The organism is Devosia enhydra (assembly GCF_900119845.1).
In the GTDB taxonomy this organism is placed as follows: Bacteria; Pseudomonadota; Alphaproteobacteria; order Rhizobiales; family Devosiaceae; genus FPKU01.
The window spans coordinates 1,798,529-1,816,807 of the sequence record NZ_FPKU01000001.1 but is presented as its reverse complement, the minus strand read 5'-3'; the positions used below and the strand labels follow the sequence as shown (position 1 = coordinate 1,816,807).

At 66.1% G+C, this 18,279-nt stretch carries 21 protein-coding genes; 5 read left to right on the top strand and 16 right to left on the bottom strand.

Going from position 1 to position 18,279, the window contains the following annotated elements; translation table 11 throughout:
* Positions 1-50: 50 nt before the first annotated feature.
* Entirely contained in the window at positions 51-866 is an 816-nt protein-coding gene (locus tag BT183_RS08720) for an alpha/beta hydrolase (protein ID WP_143145712.1), read from the top strand.
* 111 nt (positions 867-977) lie between these two features.
* On the opposite strand, the gene BT183_RS08715 is transcribed toward BT183_RS08720, so the two are convergent.
* From BT183_RS08715 to BT183_RS08695, 5 genes are all read right to left on the bottom strand, one after another.
* A complete protein-coding gene (locus BT183_RS08715) occupies positions 978-1,445 on the bottom strand; it encodes a DUF992 domain-containing protein (protein ID WP_072341045.1) in 468 nt (155 codons plus the stop codon).
* A gap of 289 nt (positions 1,446-1,734) precedes the next feature.
* The gene (gene rpsU, locus BT183_RS08710; protein ID WP_072341042.1) at positions 1,735-1,968 is read right to left on the bottom strand and encodes a 30S ribosomal protein S21; all 234 of its coding nucleotides are present in this window, start codon (positions 1,966-1,968) and stop codon (positions 1,735-1,737) included.
* 150 nt (positions 1,969-2,118) lie between these two features.
* Positions 2,119-3,204, bottom strand: a complete 1,086-nt coding sequence (locus BT183_RS08705; protein ID WP_072341039.1) for a 5-(carboxyamino)imidazole ribonucleotide synthase — start codon at positions 3,202-3,204, stop codon at positions 2,119-2,121.
* 81 nt (positions 3,205-3,285) lie between these two features.
* Positions 3,286-3,780, bottom strand: coding sequence for a 5-(carboxyamino)imidazole ribonucleotide mutase (gene purE, locus BT183_RS08700; protein ID WP_072341037.1), 495 nt, complete (start codon positions 3,778-3,780; stop codon positions 3,286-3,288).
* A 79-nt stretch (positions 3,781-3,859) separates the two neighbouring features.
* Complete coding sequence (locus BT183_RS08695; protein ID WP_143145711.1) at positions 3,860-4,075, bottom strand: YdcH family protein; 216 nt, start codon at positions 4,073-4,075, stop codon at positions 3,860-3,862.
* A 179-nt stretch (positions 4,076-4,254) separates the two neighbouring features.
* Here BT183_RS08695 and BT183_RS08690 point away from each other — a divergent pair, with 179 nt between their 5' ends.
* Positions 4,255-4,425: a YdcH family protein gene (locus BT183_RS08690; protein ID WP_072341034.1), complete on the top strand. Its 171-nt coding sequence runs from the start codon at positions 4,255-4,257 to the stop codon at positions 4,423-4,425.
* A gap of 108 nt (positions 4,426-4,533) precedes the next feature.
* Here BT183_RS08690 and BT183_RS08685 read toward each other — a convergent pair whose 3' ends face one another.
* Positions 4,534-5,247 carry a DUF1013 domain-containing protein gene (locus tag BT183_RS08685; protein WP_072341031.1) on the bottom strand — a complete coding sequence of 238 codons (714 nt, stop codon included), beginning with the start codon at positions 5,245-5,247 and terminating at the stop codon, positions 4,534-4,536.
* Between the two features lie 228 nt (positions 5,248-5,475).
* On the opposite strand from BT183_RS08685, the gene BT183_RS08680 reads away from it, so the two are divergent.
* The gene (locus tag BT183_RS08680; protein WP_072341028.1) at positions 5,476-5,661 is read left to right on the top strand and encodes a DUF1192 domain-containing protein; all 186 of its coding nucleotides are present in this window, start codon (positions 5,476-5,478) and stop codon (positions 5,659-5,661) included.
* Between the two features lie 304 nt (positions 5,662-5,965).
* A complete protein-coding gene (rcdA, locus tag BT183_RS08675; RefSeq protein WP_072341809.1) occupies positions 5,966-6,481 on the top strand; it encodes a protease adaptor protein RcdA in 516 nt (171 codons plus the stop codon).
* A 94-nt stretch (positions 6,482-6,575) separates the two neighbouring features.
* Here rcdA and rpmE read toward each other — a convergent pair whose 3' ends face one another.
* Positions 6,576-6,800, bottom strand: coding sequence for a 50S ribosomal protein L31 (gene rpmE, locus BT183_RS08670; protein WP_072341025.1), 225 nt, complete (start codon positions 6,798-6,800; stop codon positions 6,576-6,578).
* A gap of 201 nt (positions 6,801-7,001) precedes the next feature.
* On the opposite strand from rpmE, the gene BT183_RS08665 reads away from it, so the two are divergent.
* Positions 7,002-8,840: an ABC transporter transmembrane domain-containing protein gene (locus BT183_RS08665; RefSeq protein WP_072341806.1), complete on the top strand. Its 1,839-nt coding sequence runs from the start codon at positions 7,002-7,004 to the stop codon at positions 8,838-8,840.
* A 324-nt stretch (positions 8,841-9,164) separates the two neighbouring features.
* Here BT183_RS08665 and BT183_RS08660 read toward each other — a convergent pair whose 3' ends face one another.
* The 9 genes from BT183_RS08660 to gap form a co-directional block, all read right to left on the bottom strand.
* Positions 9,165-10,193: a peptidoglycan -binding protein gene (locus BT183_RS08660; protein ID WP_072341022.1), complete on the bottom strand. Its 1,029-nt coding sequence runs from the start codon at positions 10,191-10,193 to the stop codon at positions 9,165-9,167.
* A 38-nt stretch (positions 10,194-10,231) separates the two neighbouring features.
* Entirely contained in the window at positions 10,232-11,224 is a 993-nt protein-coding gene (locus BT183_RS08655; RefSeq protein WP_072341019.1) for a flagellar motor protein MotA, read from the bottom strand.
* Between the two features lie 128 nt (positions 11,225-11,352).
* On the bottom strand, positions 11,353-12,144 hold the full coding sequence (locus BT183_RS08650; RefSeq protein ID WP_072341016.1) for an inositol monophosphatase family protein: 792 nt from the start codon (positions 12,142-12,144) through the stop codon (positions 11,353-11,355).
* An 84-nt stretch (positions 12,145-12,228) separates the two neighbouring features.
* A complete protein-coding gene (locus BT183_RS08645) occupies positions 12,229-13,413 on the bottom strand; it encodes a tetratricopeptide repeat protein (RefSeq protein WP_072341013.1) in 1,185 nt (394 codons plus the stop codon).
* A 1-nt stretch (position 13,414) separates the two neighbouring features.
* A complete protein-coding gene (locus tag BT183_RS08640) occupies positions 13,415-13,981 on the bottom strand; it encodes a thiamine phosphate synthase (RefSeq protein ID WP_072341010.1) in 567 nt (188 codons plus the stop codon).
* A 165-nt stretch (positions 13,982-14,146) separates the two neighbouring features.
* Complete coding sequence (locus BT183_RS08635; RefSeq protein ID WP_072341007.1) at positions 14,147-15,172, bottom strand: class I fructose-bisphosphate aldolase; 1,026 nt, start codon at positions 15,170-15,172, stop codon at positions 14,147-14,149.
* Positions 15,173-15,328: 156 nt separating this feature from the next.
* Positions 15,329-16,531, bottom strand: a complete 1,203-nt coding sequence (locus tag BT183_RS08630) for a phosphoglycerate kinase (RefSeq protein ID WP_072341004.1) — start codon at positions 16,529-16,531, stop codon at positions 15,329-15,331.
* A gap of 70 nt (positions 16,532-16,601) precedes the next feature.
* The gene (locus tag BT183_RS08625) at positions 16,602-17,147 is read right to left on the bottom strand and encodes a putative glycolipid-binding domain-containing protein (protein ID WP_072341001.1); all 546 of its coding nucleotides are present in this window, start codon (positions 17,145-17,147) and stop codon (positions 16,602-16,604) included.
* A gap of 91 nt (positions 17,148-17,238) precedes the next feature.
* Positions 17,239-18,246 (bottom strand): type I glyceraldehyde-3-phosphate dehydrogenase, encoded by a 1,008-nt coding sequence (gap, locus tag BT183_RS08620; protein WP_072340998.1) that lies wholly within the window; start codon positions 18,244-18,246, stop codon positions 17,239-17,241.
* Between the last annotated feature and the right edge of the window lie 33 nt (positions 18,247-18,279).

Genomic DNA, 18,279 nt, shown 5'->3' with positions numbered 1-18,279 from the left:
GCATGACGATGTAATCGCATGCGACCACGCTGCGCTCGCGGGAGGATCGCGTGAAGATCATACGCCGAATCATAGTGGGGCTGGGGCTCGTCGCCGTGCTCGCCTATCTGGCCGGGCTCGTGGGGCTCTATGTGCTGCAGCGGCAGTTTCAGTACGACCCCACCGGCCGCGTCTATGCGCTGAGCGAGACGACGCTTACCGGCGTCGAGACCATCAGCCTGCCGGTGAGCGACGGACAGGTGGTGGCCGGCTGGTATGCGCCGCCGAGGGAGCCGGGCAAGCCGGTGATCCTCTATTTGCGCGGCAATGCGGGCAGCTACACCTTCGAGCACTACCGGTTCGAGGCCTTCCAGGAGGCCGGCTACGGCTTCCTCTCCTTCGACTATCGCGGCTTTCCGGGATCGCCGGGCGAGATCAGCCAGACCAATATTCTGGCCGATTCGCTCATTGCCTATGACTGGCTGGCGGAGAAGGGTGCTCCCATCGTCATCTGGGGCCGGTCGCTGGGATCAGGGCCGGCCAGCTATCTGGCGAGCGAACGGGATGCCCGTGCGCTCATTCTCGAAACCCCGTTCTTGTCAGCGGTTTCGGTGGCGCGGGACCGGTACTGGTTCTTCCCGGTGGAATGGCTGATGTTCGACCAGTTCCCTGTGGAGCGCTGGATCGAGATGGTCGATGAGCCGACCTTTGTGGGGCATGGCACCGCCGACGAGACCATCGGGGTGTCCCATGGCGAGCGGGTGCACCAGCGGCTGCGCAATCCGGGGCCGTTGTGGATCGTGCAGGGTGCCGGGCACAGCGACCTGTGGGATCGCGGTATCTGGGCCGAGGCGGAGCCCTTCATCGAAAGCGCCATGGCGCAATGAAAACGGCCGGTCGCTAGACCGGCCTGTAACCGTCATCGGGGAAGACGATCCTCGTCCTTCGACAGGCTCAGGATGAGGATCGTAGTGCGCTCAGAATACGACGCGCTGCGATCAGTAGAGCGTCAGGCCGGCAAGGGCGACGGAGTAGTTGAGGCCGGTCTGGCCCTGGATGCTCCAGGGCTGGAGGGCAAAGCCGCGCTGCGAGCCGCCGACGAGCCAGTTGGCGCCGAGGCCGACGCCGAGCGTGGCTTCAGCCGAGGCCCCGGCATAGGTGCCGGCCAGCGAGCGGGGGCCGACGCGGTTGGTGGAGCCGGAAAACACCAGCCATTCGATCTGCGTGCGGCCGGTGACGCCGATATCGAAGCCGATCTTGTCGATGCGGCCCTGATAGACCTCGGTGCGGTGCCCCTTGCGGATGAACCGGCAGGTCATGTCCTTGGACGAGCCGATGATAAAGCCGATGCCGCCAGCGACATCGCAGGACAGGCGGCCAACTTCCACGCGCGACTGCGCCTGGGCGGCTGTGCCGGACGCGGCAATAACGAGCGCCGCGACGGCCGCGGCAATGATCTTCTTCATGGGTAGTCCCTCGGTGAATGATGCCCCAATGGCGGAAATTCTATTCGAGATGCGCAGATTAGGGAAGCAAGCTGCGCCTGCCCCCCGACACTGCGGCTCCCGCATCAGGACGTCCGCCACCAGTCGCGGCTTGGTGAGGCCGCGAATGGTCGGCCTTCATCTGCACCGCTGCCACTGAACGGCGGCTGAACGCGAAAGATGCAATGCCATCCATCGGCAGGGCAGGGTGGCGCAAACAAAAACGCCGCCCCTTGCGGAACGGCGTCTTCAAATTCCAGGTGACCGAATCTTACGGCCGGGCGGCACGAACCGGCGTGGGCAGGCTGCCTTCACGCTGGGCGCGCTTGCGAGCCAGCTTGCGGGCGCGGCGAACGGCCTCGGCCTTCTGGCGCGCCTTCTTCTCAGACGGCTTCTCGTAATAGTTGCGAAGCTTCATCTCGCGGAAGACGCCTTCGCGCTGGAGCTTCTTCTTCAGTGCCCGGAGGGCCTGATCGACATTGTTATCGCGAACAACTACTTGCAAGCGCTACCGCCCTTCATCCATCTCGGGTCTATGAGGATAAACGTCCGGGCCAAAGGGCCGGGCGCCGACCAGCAATGCCAGTCACCGTTGGTGGGCGTATATAGAGCACCGCCCCTGCCTTGTCCACTCCCCCGAAACGCCGAAATTCGCCTATTTTGCGCCGGTCCGCCGGATGATCCGGTTGATGTGGCCCATCTTGCGGCCTAGGCGGGATTCGGCCTTGCCATAGGCGTGCGGGCGCATGCCGGGCCCCAGGGAATCGGGGATGGCGGCGATCTCGTCGCCGACGAGATTTTCCATCACGACATCGGCCAGCCGCATCGGATCGCCCAGCGGCCAGCCCAAAATCGCCCGGATATGCTGCTCGAACTGGTCGGTGACGCAGACGGCCTCGGTCCAATGGCCCGAATTGTGCACGCGCGGCGCGATCTCGTTGACGATGAGCCCGCCCGGTGTGCCCGGTGCAACGAAGAACTCGACCCCCATGACCCCGACATAGTCGAGCGCGGTGGCGATGGCGCCGGCGGTTCGCACCGCCTCGGCGGCCAGCGAAGCGGGGATGGCGGCCGGCACGGTGCTGGTCTTGAGAATGTGGTGGCGGTGGAGGTTTTCTGCCGGATCGAAGGCGGCGAGCGCGCCATCGAGCCCTCGCGCGACGACCACCGAAATCTCCTGCTCGAAGGGGATGAAGGCTTCGAGGACCAGCGGCTTGGGCGAGAGCGCAGCGAAGGCCTCGGCCGCATCCTCGGGCTTGTGGATCGTGCGCTGGCCCTTGCCGTCATAGCCGAGCCGCGTGGTCTTGAGCACGGCGGGAAGCCCAAGCGCCGCGATGGCCGCGTCGAGATCGGCAAGGCTTTCGACCTTGCAGAACGGGGCGACGGGAATGCCGACGCCGGAAATGAACTGCTTTTCGGCCAGCCGGTCCTGCGAGACCGCGAGGGCCTCGGCGCCGGGGCGCAGCGGCACGATGCCGGCGATGATGCGGGCTGTCTCGGCCGGCACGTTCTCGAATTCATAGGTCACGACATCGACCGAGGCGGCAAAGCGGCGCAGCGCCTCTTCATCCTCATAGGCCGCAACCGTCTTGAGCGGGGTGACGTCGAAGGCCGGGCTGGCCGGATCGGGGCAATAGATATGGCTTTTAACCCCGAGCCGGCTCGCCGCGAGGGCCAGCATGCGGCCCAGCTGTCCGCCGCCCAGAATTCCGATGGTGGCGCCGAGGGGAAGAGCAGACATGGGCAAACCTTGAGACAGGGCGAGTGGAATGCGCGGGTGAAAGGGGTCAGCGCGAAGCGGAGAGGGGGCGCGGTTGCGGGCTCAGCCCTCATCGGCTGGGAACAGCGCAACCGATTCGGTCTGCTCGCGGCGGAACGCGTCGAGGCGGTCTGCGATGTCCTCATCAGACAGTGCGAGCACGGCCGCAGCAAGCAGCGCGGCATTGATGGCACCGGCCTTGCCGATGGCGAGCGTACCCACGGGAATGCCACCGGGCATCTGCACGATGGAGAGGAGACTGTCCTGCCCCGACAGCGCCTTGGATTCCACCGGCACGCCAAAGACGGGCAGGGGGGTCATCGCCGCGATCATGCCGGGCAGGTGCGCAGCGCCGCCGGCCCCCGCGATGATGATGCGAAATCCATCGGTCTTGGCGCGCGTGGCGAAATCGACCAGCCGCTCGGGCGTGCGATGGGCCGAGACGATGCGCGCCTCATAGTCGATCTTGAGCGTGTCGAGCGTGTCTGCGGCATGCCGCATGGTCGGCCAGTCCGACTGGCTGCCCATGACAATGGCGACGGGCGGAGATTCGAGCATCGGCAGGCCCCCGGACGCGGCAAAATCGGGCAATAGCGGAAAGCCGCCCGGCGTTCAAGCCAGCCGAAAGGCTGAGGGCTCAGGCGATGATGTCGGGGAGCAGGATCTTCTCGAGTTGGACGATGCGGTCCTTGAGGGTCAGCTTGCGCTTCTTGAGCCGCTGGATGAGCATGCGGTCGGCAACGCCCGAGGTCACGAGGGTGTGAATGGCCGCATCGAGATCGGCATGCTCCTGCCGCTTGGCGGCCAGTTCGAGACCGAGGGCAGCTTCCTGTTCCCGTGTCAGCGGCAGCATGAGAATCGTCTCGCGGCGGGGTTGAAGCCTCGTATTTCGTCCCCAAGTGGTTAAGGGATCGGTAACGGAATTGCATCAGCATTCGATGGCGCGACGCGATCGCGAAGGACGGGAGCCCATCGACAACAGATGAAAGTTCTGTGACGATCGTTTCGTCCAAACCCCTGAAAGGAGTTGTCATGACGACTGAAGGCCATATCGCCGCTCTGGAAAGACGGCATAATGAACTGGACCGCCAGATCGACGCGGAAATGCTGAGGCCCACCCGCGACGAGCTGCTGATCAGGGCCCTCAAGCGCAAGAAACTCGAAATCAAGGACGAACTCGCCCGCATGAAGGTCGCCGCCTGACCTTCTGCCGGGCTGCCGGCGCCGAAATTTTCGCCGGTTCTAGGGTTTTATCGGAGGCCATCGCGCGGCGGCGCGGTGGCCTTTTTCGTATCGCGGACAGGGACGGGCTTACTCGTCGTCGCTCGACTTCAGCGACTTGAGGCGGGCGAAGACTGAGGCGGCATCGAGCTCTTCCTCGCGCCGCACATCCTCCCGATCCCCGCCATGCTCGGTGGCGCCGCTGCGCGCTGCGGCATTGGCGAGGGCTTCCTCGGCGGTGAGCAGGCGCGTGCCGCCATCGCTTTCCTCGGGCACGGCCTGGCCCTTGGAGGCGCGCTTGACCTCGAGGTCGAGATCGATCTGGCTGCACAGCCCGAGCGTCACCGGGTCCATCGCGACCAGATTTGCCGAGTTCCAGTGGGTGTTGTCACGCACGGAATCGATGGTGGACTTGGTGGTGCCCACGAGCCGCATGAGCTGCGCATCCTTCATTTCGGGATGGTTGCGCAACAGCCACTTGATGGCGTTGGGGCGCTCGTTGCGGCGCGAAATCGGGGTATAGCGGGGGCCCTTGCGCTTGGCGGCGGCGACGCGCACCTTGGGCTCGCTCATCTTCATGCGGTAGCTCGGATCGGCCTCGGCCTTGGCGATCTCCTCGCGGGTCAGCTGGCCGTTCTGGACGGGGTTGACGCCCATGATGCCGCCGGCGACATCGCCATCGGCCACGGCCTGGACCTCGAGCGGATGCAGGGCACAGAAGGCGGCGATCTGCTCGAAGCTCAGGGCCGTGTTGTCGACCAGCCATACGGCGGTGGCCTTGGGCATAAGCAGCGGCGTAGCCATGGTAATACTTCTCCTTCTGGCGCGGCCCGGGAGCTTCCGGACCGCTCCGCCTCTTGCGCAGTGCTGAGGGGGAACGAGCGCCAATATAGGCGGAGGACCTCAGCATTTCAATTGAATTGTCCCCGCTCCAGGCGGGTTTGGCAGCCGATTCCACTGTTTTGCCCCGCGGCGCTTGCAGGCGCGATCGGGCACGCTAGAGTCTGACGCAAGGATGGTGAGGAGGCGAGGATGGATGAGGACGCGCGCAGGGGCAAACCCGTCAGCCACGATCTGGGCATGGTGATCGACACGCTCTCGGCTGAGGAACTCGAATGGCGCATCGGGCTGCTCGAGGCCGAGATCGCCCGGCTCAGGGCCGCGATCGGCGAACGCCGGTCGACGCGTGCAGCGGCCGAGGCACTGTTCAAGCTCTGAGGCGCATCAGGGTTAAGAAATCCTCTGCCCTTAATCGCCGGTTAAGTTTTTGCCTCTAAATTGAGCAGTGTCCAGCTTGGACTCTTGCAGAGCGGTTTTCTCTCTGTTTGACGCCTCCCTGTTAACTTTCAAGGGCCGCTGTCTTCAGCGGCTCTTTTTCTTTGTCCAGCAATGCTGCATCGGCAAGGCCAAAATTGCCGGCAAGTCAATGCTTGGTCAACGCTTTGCGGTTTATGCTGTCGCGGCGACCTTCGGGCAGGTTTCTGCTGGCCCAAGGCCCGAACAGGCAGGATATCGGCTTTTCATGACACAAGATCTTCCCTCCGCAGTGGCGATCGGCCCGCGCATCGTGTCCTCGGGAGGGTTTGCCGGGCTCTATCAGGAAGGCATGGCGCTGATCGAGGAGGTGGCCGCCTATCTCGATGGCGACGGACGCTCGCAAAGCCTGGCGCTGTCGCGCGAATGCGCTTTTCTCTACGCCACCGAATCGATGCGGCTGACGACGCGGCTGATGCAACTGGCCTCATGGCTGCTGCTGCAGCGGGCGGTGAACGAGGGCGAGATCACGCCCGAAAATGCCCGCAAGGAAAAAGAGAAGGTGAAATTTTCCGCCACACCATCGGAGCGGGGCGGCCCCGGTTTTTCCGAACTGCCCGAAACGCTGCGCGTCTTCATCGGGCGCGGCGACAGGCTCTTCGAGCGGGTGGTGCAGTTCGACAGGCTCGAGCGCGGCAGCATGCCCGAGCGCGCGACCCTGCATGCCAACGACCTCGCCGACCAGATGGCCCGGCTCAAGGCCGCTTTCGGCCGGCAGGGCTGAGCGGCGCCCTCCCGGCAGACCGCCAGGGCAAGGACCAACAAAAAGCCCGGCGCGATGGCCGGGCTTTCGCATTTTCGAAAGTGCTGCGCCGGGCTCAGTTGCCCAGGAAGCCCTTGAACTTTTCCTTGAAGCGCGAGACGCGGCCGCCGCGATCGGTGAGCTGGCCCGTGCCACCGGTCCACGCCGGATGGGTGGAGGGGTCGATATCGAGCTGCAGCACGTCGCCGGCCTTGCCGTAAGTCGAGCGGGTCTTGTAGGTCGTGCCGTTGGTCATCGCCACGGTGATCTCGTGGTAGTCCGGGTGGATGTCTTTCTTCATGGCGCTGCCTCAAATCAAACGGGCGCCAAGGCGCCCGCAAAGCCGTTGCGTGATCTTGGGCGTCTCCTTAGAGAAAAACACCGGCCTCCGCAAGGGCTGGCGGGCCGGCATGCGGCCTTTGGCGCAGAGGCAGGCCCGATGCCTGCCTGCGGCGCCGCCGCGCTTGCGGGGGAGCGGGAACCTCCTTATACCGATGGCGCCTTGAGAACCGCACCAAACGTCTTCGGCCGTCGGCAAAGATCGGCCGGCCCCAATGAGCCCGATGCCGCCGAGGCGGCGAGGCGCCGATCGCTGAAGCCGCTGCGGCGGCTGCTGCCTTTCGTGCTGCGCTATCCGTGGCGGCTGACCTTCACCCTGCTGTTCCTGCTGGTCGCGGCCATCGCTTCGCTGGGCATCCCGGCGATCGCGGGTCGGGTGATCGACCAGGGCTTCATCGCCCAGAATCTCGAAATGGTGGCGAGCTATGGCTGGCTGATCATTTCCATCGCCGCGGTGATGGCGGCCGCGAGCGCGGCGCGCTTCTATTTCGTTTCGCTTCTGGGCGAGCGGGTGCTGACCGATTTGCGGCGCGCCGTGTTCGAGCACCTCCTGACGCTGGATGCGACCTTCTTTGATACTCATCGGGTGGGCGAGCTGACTTCGCGGCTCAATGGCGACGTGGCGACGATCCGTGGCGCCATCGGCTCGAGCCTCTCGATGATCCTGCGCGGCATCGTGACGATGACGGGCGCGGTGATCATGATGTTCCTCACCAGCCCCTTCCTTGCGATGGGTGTGGTGGTGGTGGCGCCGAGCCTCATCATTCCGGTGATCCTGCTGGCCCGGCGGCTGCGCAGGATGTCGCGGCGGACACAGGATGCGCTCGCCGAGATGTCGGCCATGGCGACCGAGGCGCTGGGCGCGACCAAGACCATCAAGAGCTTCGTGCAGGAGCCGGTGCAGGGCCAGCTCTATTCGCAGCGCGCCGAGGAGAGCTATGTCGCCGAGGTGACGCGCCTGGGGGCGCGCGCCGGCCTCATGGGCGGCATCATGTTCATGGTGACCACGGCGCTCGTGGTGCTGATCTGGTGGGGCGCCAAATCGGTCTTTGATGGTGCGGTGACGGCCGGCGAACTGGCGCAGTTCATCATCTATGCGCTGATGGCGACCAATGCGCTGACGGCGCTTTCGGAACTGGCCGGCACGCTGGCGAGCGTTGCCGGCGCCACCGAGCGGCTGATCGAGATCCTCGATACCAAGTCGACCATCGAGGCGCCTGCCAATCCGCTGCCGCTGCCGGTGCCGCCCAGGGGCACGGTTGAGTTCCGCCACGCCGATTTCGCCTATCGCACGCGCGACGACGACCGGGTGCTGACCGATCTCTCGTTCAGCGTGGCAAAGGGGGAGACGGTGGCGCTGGTTGGCGCGTCGGGCGCCGGAAAATCCACCGTGTTCTCGCTGGTGCAGCGCTTTTACGACGTGACGGCAGGCGCCATTCTCGTCGATGGCATCGATGTGCGGCAGGTGCGGCCCGCCGAATTGCGCAAGCGCTTTGCTTATGTGGAGCAGGAGCCGACGATCTTTGCCGGCACGATCGCGGAAAACATCCGCTTCGGCCGGCCCGATGCCACCGATGCCGAAGTCGAGGCGGCGTCGCGCGCGGCGCTGGTGCATGATTTCGTCGTTGCGCTCGAAAATGGCTACCAGTCGCTGGTGGGCGAGCGCGGCGTGATGCTCTCGGGCGGGCAAAAGCAGCGCCTCGCCATCGCCCGGGCCTTGCTCAAGGACGCGCCCATCCTTCTGCTGGACGAGGCGACGAGCGCCCTCGACGCCCAGAGCGAGCAACTGGTGCAGACGGCGCTGGAGCGGCTGATGGAGGGGCGCACGACCCTGGTGATCGCCCACCGCCTCGCCACCATCCGCGACGCTGACCGCATCCTCGTGCTCGAAAAGGGCCGGCTCATCGACCAGGGCACCCATGACGCGCTGGTCGCCAAGGGCGGGCGCTATGCCGAGCTGGCGAAGCTGCAGTTCCGGGGCGAGCTGGCGCAGGCAGGGTAGGGGGGCGTGCCCGCACCTCGCCCTTCGAGACGCCCCTTGCGGGCCTCCTCGGGGTGAGGGTCTGACTGGCGCAGGGCTCGATCGATCTCATGGTGAGGAGCCTCGAAGAGGCGTTTCGAACCACGAGGGCGGGGGGCGTGGTGTTGCTACATTCGCGGTGTCATTCCTGCGAAAACAGGAATCTCTGTTGACCGGGAACGCATTGTAAACTGAGGCCCCTGCTTTCGCAGGGGCGACTTGCGGGGGCAGGAATCGTGGAGTGCCCGGCCCTCGTGGTTCGAGACGCGCCTTGCGGCGCTCCTCACCATGAGGTTCTCAATAGAGTCACCCCTCGGTGAGCTTGAACTCGATGCGGCGGTTGCGGCGGTAGGCTTCGTCGGTGTTGCCGGGATCGATGGGGGCGAATTCGCCGAAGCCGGCGGGGACCAGCCGGTTGGCGGGGACGCCCTGCGAGACGAGATATTTCGCCACCGAGATGGCACGGGCCGCCGACAATTCCCAGTTTGAGGGGAATTGCGGGGTGTTGATGGGCCTGACGTCGGTGTGCCCGTCGATGCGCAGCACCCAGTTGATCTCGGGCGGGATCTCGGTCTGGAGCTGGAGGATAGCCTGGGCGAGCGATTGCAGGCCGGGTATGCCCTCGGGCGAAACCTCCGCAAGGCCGGCATCAAAGAGCAGCTCGGACTGGAAGACGAAGCGGTCGCCCACCACACGCACATCGGCGCGGCCCTCAAGGATCTCGCGCAGGCGCCCGAAGAAATCCGAACGATAGCGCGAAAGATCCTGCACGCGCTGGGCCAGCGCGATGTTGAGCCGCCGCCCGAGATCGGCGATCTGGCCGCGATTTTCGGTGTCGCGCGCCTCCGTAGCCTCGAGCGCCTGTTCGAGCGCTGCGATCTGGGTGCGCAGGGCGGCCAGCTGCTGGTTGAGCAGCGCCACCTGGGCCGAGGCTTCGCGCGAGAGATCGCGCTCGGCCTCGAGATCGCTCGAAAGGCCGGCGATGGTCGCGTCCTTGTCGGTCTCGCCGGACCCCAGCGCCGCAAGCTGGGCGGACAGGCTGTCGCGCTGCGCCTCGGTATCCATCAGCGTGGCGCTGAGGGTGGCGATGGAGGTCTCGAAATCCTCGGCATCGGCGCGCTCGAGCTGCAGCATCTCGGTCAGTTCGGCGATCTGCGAATTGAGCTGCGCCATCGCGCTATCGCGCCCCAGAATCTCCTGGTTGAGGAAGAACTGGGTGAGCATGAACAGCGAGAGCAGGAAGATGATGACGAGCAGGAGGCTCGACAGCGCATCAACGAAGCCGGGCCAGTAATTGGCGCTTTGCGAGCGACGATTGCGCGAGAGCGATGCCATGGCTCAGCGCCCTTTCGCCGGGGCCGGCAGCAGCGCGGTCACGTGCGCCTGTCCTTCTCGTCTTCGCGCAGCATGGCTTCGATCAGCTCGCGCAGGCGCCGGTTGGTCTCGCCCTGCTCGGTGATGTGGGTGCGCAGATCGGCCTGTTCGGCGCGGATATGCTTGACGAGCCCATCGATGCCGCGCGCCAGCTCCGCCATGGCGCGGATGGCGTTCTGTGAGGAATTGGAGGACTGCATGGTGGTGCCCAGCCGCTCGAACATCTCGCTCATCTCATCGCCCGAAAGCCCGAGGCCGGTGGCCTGCATCTGGGTCATGGGATGGTCGAGCTCGGTCATCGAGGTCATCCAGTCCTCGAGATCGGTATAGAAGGCGTTCTGCGCCTGGCTGGTCTGGAGGTCGAGAAAGCCGAGGACCAGCGAGCCGGCGAGCCCGAACAGCGAGGACGAGAAGGCCGTGCCCATGCCGCCCAGAGGCGCCGCCAGCCCATCCTTGAGATCGGCAAAGAGCGTGGTGGTGTCGCGCCCGGTGACATCGAGGGCCTGGATGACGCCGGCCACAGAGGTGACGGTTTCGAGCAGGCCGTAAAAGGTGCCCATCAGGCCCAGGAAGACGAGCAGGCCGGTGAGATAGCGCGAGGTATCCTTGGCTTCATCGAGCCGGTTGCCCACCGAATCGAGGATCGAGCGCATCGAGGCCGGCGTGATGATCGCCTCGCCCAGACGATTGCGCAGGATGCCGGCGACGGGCGCGAGCAGCACGGGCTGCTGCTGCGGAATCTGCCCATCCTGCAGGGAATTGACCCAGGCGATCTCGGGAAAGAGCCGTATGACCTGCCGGAAGCTCAGGATGATGCCGATGAACAGCGTGATGAAGATCAGCCCGTTGATGAACGGGTTGGCCCAGAAGAAGGTCAGGATCTGGCTGTAGAGGATGGCACCGACCAGCGCGACGAGCACGAGGAAGACGATGATCTTGATCAGGTAGATCGTCGGGCTGGCCAGATGATAGGGATCATAGCTCTGCGACATTGCCGGGCCCGCGATGAGAAGAGGTTAAGAGGACCTTAGTCACACCATCAAGGCGTGACAATGGCTTGGCGGCCATGCCGCTGGGGCACGGGCCGGCGCATTTGACGGTCGGAGCGGTCACAGCCGGTTCAGCGGACGCCCTGGACGAGCTTGAGGAGCTGGCCCTGGATCTGCTCGTTGCCGGCAACGACCTGGCCGTTCCAGATCGCGCCGGTGGAGCCGGCGTAATCGGTGACCTTGCCGCCGGCCTCGCGCACCATCAACAGGCCCGGCGCCACGTCCCAGGGGGCGAGCCTGGCTTCCCAGAAGCCATCGAAGCGCCCAGAGGCAAGCCAGGCGAGGTCGGTGGATGCGCTGCCGGTGCGGCGGATTCCGGCCACCGCCGGAGCGATCTGTCCGAGCTGGCGCAGGGTGAGGGTATCGTTCTCGGTGCCGGTGACCTTGATGCCGGTGCAGACCACGGCGTCGGCGAGATGGCGGCGACCCGCGACGCGCAGGCGCCGACGATCGTTGAGCCAGGCGCCGCCGCCCTTTTCGGCGGTGTAGAGCTCGTCCATCACCGGGTTGTAGATGACCGAGGCGACGATCTCGTCGCCGCGCTCAAGCGCGATGGCGACGGCGAACATCGGGATGCCGTGGAGGAAATTGGTGGTGCCGTCGAGGGGGTCGACGATCCAGCGATGCTGGCCATCGGTGCCGGCGACCTCGCCGCCTTCTTCCATCAGGAAGGCATAGGTGGGGCGGGCCTTGCGCAGCGCGTCGAAGACGACCTGCTCGGCGCGGCGGTCGGCATTGGAGACGAAATCGGCCGGGCCCTTGCGCGAGACCTGCAGATGCTCGACCTCGCCGAAATCGCGCACCAGCGACTTGCCGGCAGCAAGGGCGGCCTGGACCATGACATTGAGCAGGGCGGAACGCATCTTCTGCCTCGAAATCGGTGAAAAGGGGGATGGGCCGGCCTTGTGCCCCAGATCGGGGCGCGGTTCAAGGCCGGTTGCGCGAGATCAGGGCGTTGCGAGCTCGACGCCGCCAAAATCGGGCACGGGCGTGCCCGCATCGGCGGTGGCAGTGGGGGGCTGGGAGGGCCAAAAGCGGGCGCGTTCCTCGGCACGGGCACGATCGGCCTCGGGGATCGAGACGAGCAGGCGATCGAGCTCGGGATCGTTGAGGCCCTGCCGTCGGGCGAGGGCGCGCCACATTGCGGCGTCCTCGAGGTCGAGGGTGACGCCTTCGCCGACGGCGAGCAGCTTGGCAAGGCGGTTCTGGGCCACGGCATTGCCGGCATTGGCGGCCTCGCGATACCAGTTCACCGCGCCTGCGCGGTCACGCTCGACGCCGCGCCCGAGATAGAGCAGCGTGGCATATTCGACCTGGGCGGCGACATAGCCCTGCTGGGCGCTGAGCTCGATCTGGGCCGCGCCGGCGGCGGCATCGGGGGCAATGCCGGCGCCTTCCATCAGCATGATGCCATAATCATACTGGGCTTCGGGGAGACCGGCAGCGGCGGCCTCGGCCATGAGCTCGGCAGCGCGGGTGAGGCTGGGGGTGGCGTACTGGCCTTCGACATGGAGCAGGGCGAGATTGTACTTGGCGGGCGGATAGCCCTGGTCGGCGGCCTGGCGGAAGAGTTCGGCGGCGCGCGCCCGGTCGCGTGTCACGCCCAGCCCCTCATTATACATCATGGCGAGCTCGAACGTCGCGAGCCGGTCGCCATTGCGGCTTGCCAGCGTGTACCAGCCGGCAGCGCGCTCGAAATTCTGGCCCACCCCGAGGCCCTTGGCGTAGATTTCGGCGATGAGGGTCTGGGCGGCGGCATCATTGGCTTCGGCGCGGGGCAGAGCGATGGCCAGCGCAGTGAGGAAATAGCCGCGCTGGAAGGCGCCATAGGCCTCGTCGATCGGACGGGCCGGTGCCTGCGGCACTTCGGGCGTCACTTCGTTGGCCGGGGCAGCGGGTGCGGCGGCGGGGGCAGGCTCCGTGGGGGACGGCAGGGTCGGCGCATCGCTCGCAGTGGGGAGGGCCGGCGCCACGGGTGTCCCGCCCGACGGCTCGGGTGCGCCGAAAATCTGCTCGCTGATCGAGCGGGCCTGCTCGGCCTGTTCGGCATCGCCGCCCTGCTGGGCGAGCAGGCTTGCCGGAAAGAGCAGGGGCAGCACCGCAAGCCCGAGGGCGGCAAGGCGCCGCGCCATCTCAGCCGCGCTCCAGCGCCGCAAGCCCGACGCCGACAAATTCGCACACGCCCGGGTCGAGATCGGCCAGATCGGCCTCGGGATCGGCAAGCACGCTCGGTATTTCCATCGTCTCAGCCCACCACCGCGCCATTTCGCGGCTTTCGTCCGAGATAGACCCGGAAAGCGGCCCAAATAGGATGTAGTCGACCTCGAGCTCGCCCTTGGCCATGGCATCGTGGCGGGTGCGCACATCGCCGGCCCCGACGATGAAATCGGGCCGCAGCGTCTCGATCGCCTCGCGCACGGCGCCCGTGCCGCCCGTGACATGCAGCCCATCGGCGCCCAGGAGGCGCACGAAGCCCGGCTCACCCTCGATGATGAGGGCGGCGCCGGCCTGCTGCACAGGTTCGCGCAGGGATTTCACAAGGGTCTTGTAGGCCGCCTCGGGCCGCTCGCCGCGCTGAACGAGCACGGCCGCGACGGGATGGGCGGCAAGCGCCGCCGAGAGACGCGGCAGGAGGTCGCCGGCCGAGCCCTGGCGGGGCATGACGAGATAGATCTGGGTTGAGAGCGAGGCGTCTGACATGGCGGGGGTTATAACCGAGGCCAATGGGGAATGCACGGGGGCACGCGCGCCCGGCAGCGATGCCGCAGGTTTTCGTGGAGCTTCAAGCGCGTGGACCAAGAAAAAGGGCGCCCCTTGCGAGGCGCCCCAAGGTTACGTCGGGAAGACGTAGCTCTGAATAGGGGGTCAGGCGGCCAGATCGAGCTCGGGCCGCCACTGGCCGAGAGAGGCCAGGGAATTCATGCGGGCGCGGTGGGTGAAGGCCTCCTGCGCCTTGGCGACATTGGCCGGATCGCCACCCCAGGTGACGAGCGCAGCGGTCTGCAGCGCGCGGCCATAGGAATAGGTCAGCTTCCAGGGCAGGTTGGCGCTCTGGTTCATGGCCGAGAGATGGGCGGTGGCTTCCTCGTCGGACTGGCCGCCCGAGAGGAAGGCGATGCCCGGCACGGCGGCCGGCACATGGGCGCGCAGGGTGGCGACGGTGCGGCGCGCGACCTCCTCGACCGAGGGGCGATCCTTGGCGCGGGTGCCGGCCAGCACCATGTTGGGCTTCAGGAGCATGCCCGAGAGATCGACGCCGGCAAGGCGCAGTTCGCTGAACACGGCCTCCAAGGTCTCGCCTGTCACTTCCTCGCAGCGGGCGATGTCGTGATCGCCGGGCTCGCCATCAGCCAGAACCTCGGGCTCGACCACCGGCACGATGCCGGCCTCCTGGCAAAGGGCGGCGTAGCGGGCCAGCACATGGGCATTGGAGCGGATGCCGTTGCGGGTGGGGGCATAGCCGGTGATGGCGATGACGCCGCGCCACTTGGCAAAGCCCGCGCCCAGGCGGGCATAATGGCCGAGACGCTGGCGCAGGCCATCGAGGCCCTCGGTGATTTTCTCGTCCTTGCTGCCGGGCATCGGCATCGTGCCGCGGTCAACCTTGATGCCGGGGATGCAGCCGGCTTCGGCGAGGATGTCGCGGAAATGGGTGCCGTCGGCGGCGGACTGTTCCAGCGTTTCCTCGGTCAGGATGACACCGGAGATGTAATTGGTCATCGCCTCGGTCGAGCGGAACAGCATCTCGCGATAATCGCGGCGGCTTTCCAGCGTCACCGGCAGCCCGATCAGCGCGAAGCGCTTGGCGATGGTGCCCTCCGATTCGTCGGCAGCGAGAATGCCCTTACCGCTTTCAACGAGTTTCTGGGCTATCGCGTTGAGGGACGCCATCTGTGTGCTGCTCCGGGTTGCTGGGACCTGCGCGGAAAATAGGCACAGGCCGGGCCGGGCGCGATTAGACATTGGTTTGATGGCGGGGCGCGGAACTTTCTGCGCGCAGGCGAAATTCCTGGCCTGCGCGCCGATCGTGCCGCCCGAGCCGCGGTCTCAGGCCTGTTTCAGGGCCTCGACGCCCGGGAGCGGCTTGCCTTCCATCCATTCGAGGAAGGCCCCGCCTGCGGTGGAGACATAGCTCAGCTCATCCTTGACGCCAGCCTTGGCGAGGGCCGCAACCGTGTCACCACCGCCGGCGACCGAGACGAGCTTGCCCGCCTTGGTGCGCTTTGCGACGTGATGGGCGATGTCGAGCGTGCCGGTATCGAAGGGATGCATCTCGAAGGCGCCCATCGGGCCGTTCCACACCAGCGTGCCGGCCTCGTCGATGGCGGCCTTGACCCGCTCGATAGAGCCGGGGCCGATGTCGAGGATCATGCCGTCGGGATCGATGGCATCGACGCCATAGAAGCGGTGCGGGGCTTCGGCCTCGAATTTCCACGCAACGGTGGCATCGATAGGCAGGATGATGGCGCAGCGCGCCGTCTCGGCCTTGTCCATGATGCGCAGGGCGGTGTCCTTGAGGTCTTTTTCGCAGAGCGAGCGGCCGACGCCCATGCCCAGCGCGTGAAGGAAGGTGTTGGCCATGCCCCCGCCGATCACCAGCGCCTCGACCTTGGTGACGAGGTTTTCGAGCAGGTCGATCTTGGAGGAGACCTTGGCCCCGCCGACCAGCGCGATCACCGGGCGGCGCGGCGCGCCAAGGCCTTTTTCGAGGGCCAGAAGCTCGTCGGCCATGGAGCGGCCGGCAAAGGCGGGCAGGAGATGGGCCAGCGCCTCGGTGGAGGCGTGGGCGCGGTGGGCCGCCGAAAAGGCGTCGTTGACATAGATTTCGCCCAGCGACGCCATGCGGCGGGCGAGCTCGATGTCGTTCTTTTCCTCGCCGGGGTGGAAGCGGGTGTTTTCCATCAGGAGGATCGCGCCGGCCGGGGCTTCGGCGATCGCCTTGCGGGCCTCCGCGAGGTCGACCCAGTCGGTGGGCACGAAGCCGACCGGTGCATGGGCGAGCTCGGCCAGAACAGGGGCGACGATCTCGAGGCTGAATTCGGGATCGACCTTGCCCTTGGGGCGGCCGAAATGGGAGAGCAGCACCACCTTGCCGTCGCGCTTGAGGATTTCGTTGAGGGTCGGCACCAGCCGCTCGATGCGTGTGGCGTCGGTGACCTCGCCGTTTTCGACCGGCACGTTGAGATCGGCGCGCACGATGACGGTCTTGCCGGAAAGGTCGGCGTCCTCGAGGGTCTTGAAGCTGGCCATTGCCGGTCTCCGCTGGATGCAATCGCGGCGGGTATAGCAGGGTGGGCTGCCGAGCGGAACGGGTGAGCGATCATCCGAGCCGGGTGAAGAGCCCCGGATAGTCGCGCACAAAGCCGTGGTCATCGAGGGTCAGCACCGCCTCGAATTCGCTGTCGGCCGACTGGTAGCGGACGCGATGAGCATCGAGGCGGGTGTAGATCTGGCCATCGCGATGCACGCTGAGGTCCGCAACGTCGATCCACGCCATCTCGAAGCGTTGCGGAACATTGGCGAGGAGGCGGGCGCGCCGGATCGGCAGGGTGTTGGTGAGCGGGGAGCCCGACAGGTCGATATCGATGCAGCCCTCAAGATGAGGGGCGGGGGTGTCGTTGATGGTCCAGCGGCCGGTTGCGTCGTGGGCAAGGCGCCAGAGTGCATGGCCCGGGCGCTCGATGCGGATGCTGCGGAACGTCCAGTCCGGCATGAGCACCATCGTGTAGGCGGCAGCAATGGGGTTTGGACCGGCCGAAGCGATCAGCAGGCTTTCGACGGTGACCCCGTTTTCGGCTTCGCGCACATGGCAGTGCTCGAGCCCCACGGTTTCGAGCCCGCGCCAGCGCAGCAGATGATCGGGCATCGTGGGTATCCTCCCTCAATGCGAAGGGCCCGCGGCGATGCCGGCGGGCCCTTCGAACCTGTGGATCGCGGCCGCCTCTGCGGCCGAAGTCTTAAAGCGTCCGGCCGAGCGCGGCGACGGTGTCGCACATGCGGTTCGAGAAGCCCCACTCATTGTCGTACCACGACAAAACGCAGACGAAATTGCCGCCCATCACCTTGGTCTGGTCGAGCGCCACGGTGGAGGAATGCGGGTCGTGGTTGAAATCGATCGAGACATTGGGGTGGCGGGTGACGGCGAGCACGCCCTTGAGGGCGCCCGAAGCGGCGGCGCTCAGCGCATCGTTGATCTCTTCGACGGTGGTCGAGCGGTTGGCGATGAACTTGAGATCGACCAGCGAGACGTTGGGCGTCGGCACGCGCACCGAGACGCCATCGAGCTTGCCCTTGAGCTCGGGCAGCACGAGGCCGATGGCCTTGGCCGCACCGGTCGAGGTCGGGATCTGGCTCAGCGCGGCGGCGCGGCCGCGATAGAGATCCTTGTGCATCGTGTCGAGCGTCGGCTGGTCACCGGTATAGGAATGAATGGTGGTCATCATTCCCTTCTCGATGCCGACGGTGTCGTTGAGCACCTTGGCGAGCGGCGCCAGGCAATTGGTGGTGCACGAGGCGTTGGAGACCACGATATGCTCGGAGGCGAGCTTGTCGTGGTTGACGCCATAGACCACGGTCAGGTCAGCGCCATCGGCGGGGGCCGAAACCAGCACCTTCTTTGCGCCGGCGGCGAGATGGGCGGCAGCCTTCTCGCGCGTGGTGAACAGGCCCGTGCATTCGAGCACGATATCGACGCCAAGCTCCTTGTGCGGCAGCTCGGCGGGATTGCGGATGGCGGTCACCCGGATCGGTCCGGTGCCGACATTGATGGTGTCGCCCTCGACAGTAACGACGCCGGGGAAGCGGCCATGCACGCTGTCGAAGCGGATCAGGTGCGCATTGGTCTCGACCGGACCGAGATCGTTGATGGCCACGACCTCGATGTCGGTACGGCCGTTTTCGACGATGGCACGCAGGATGTTGCGTCCGATGCGGCCAAAGCCATTGATTGCGACGCGGACGGCCATGGGGCTCTCCTTGGCGGATTAAGAGGAACGGGG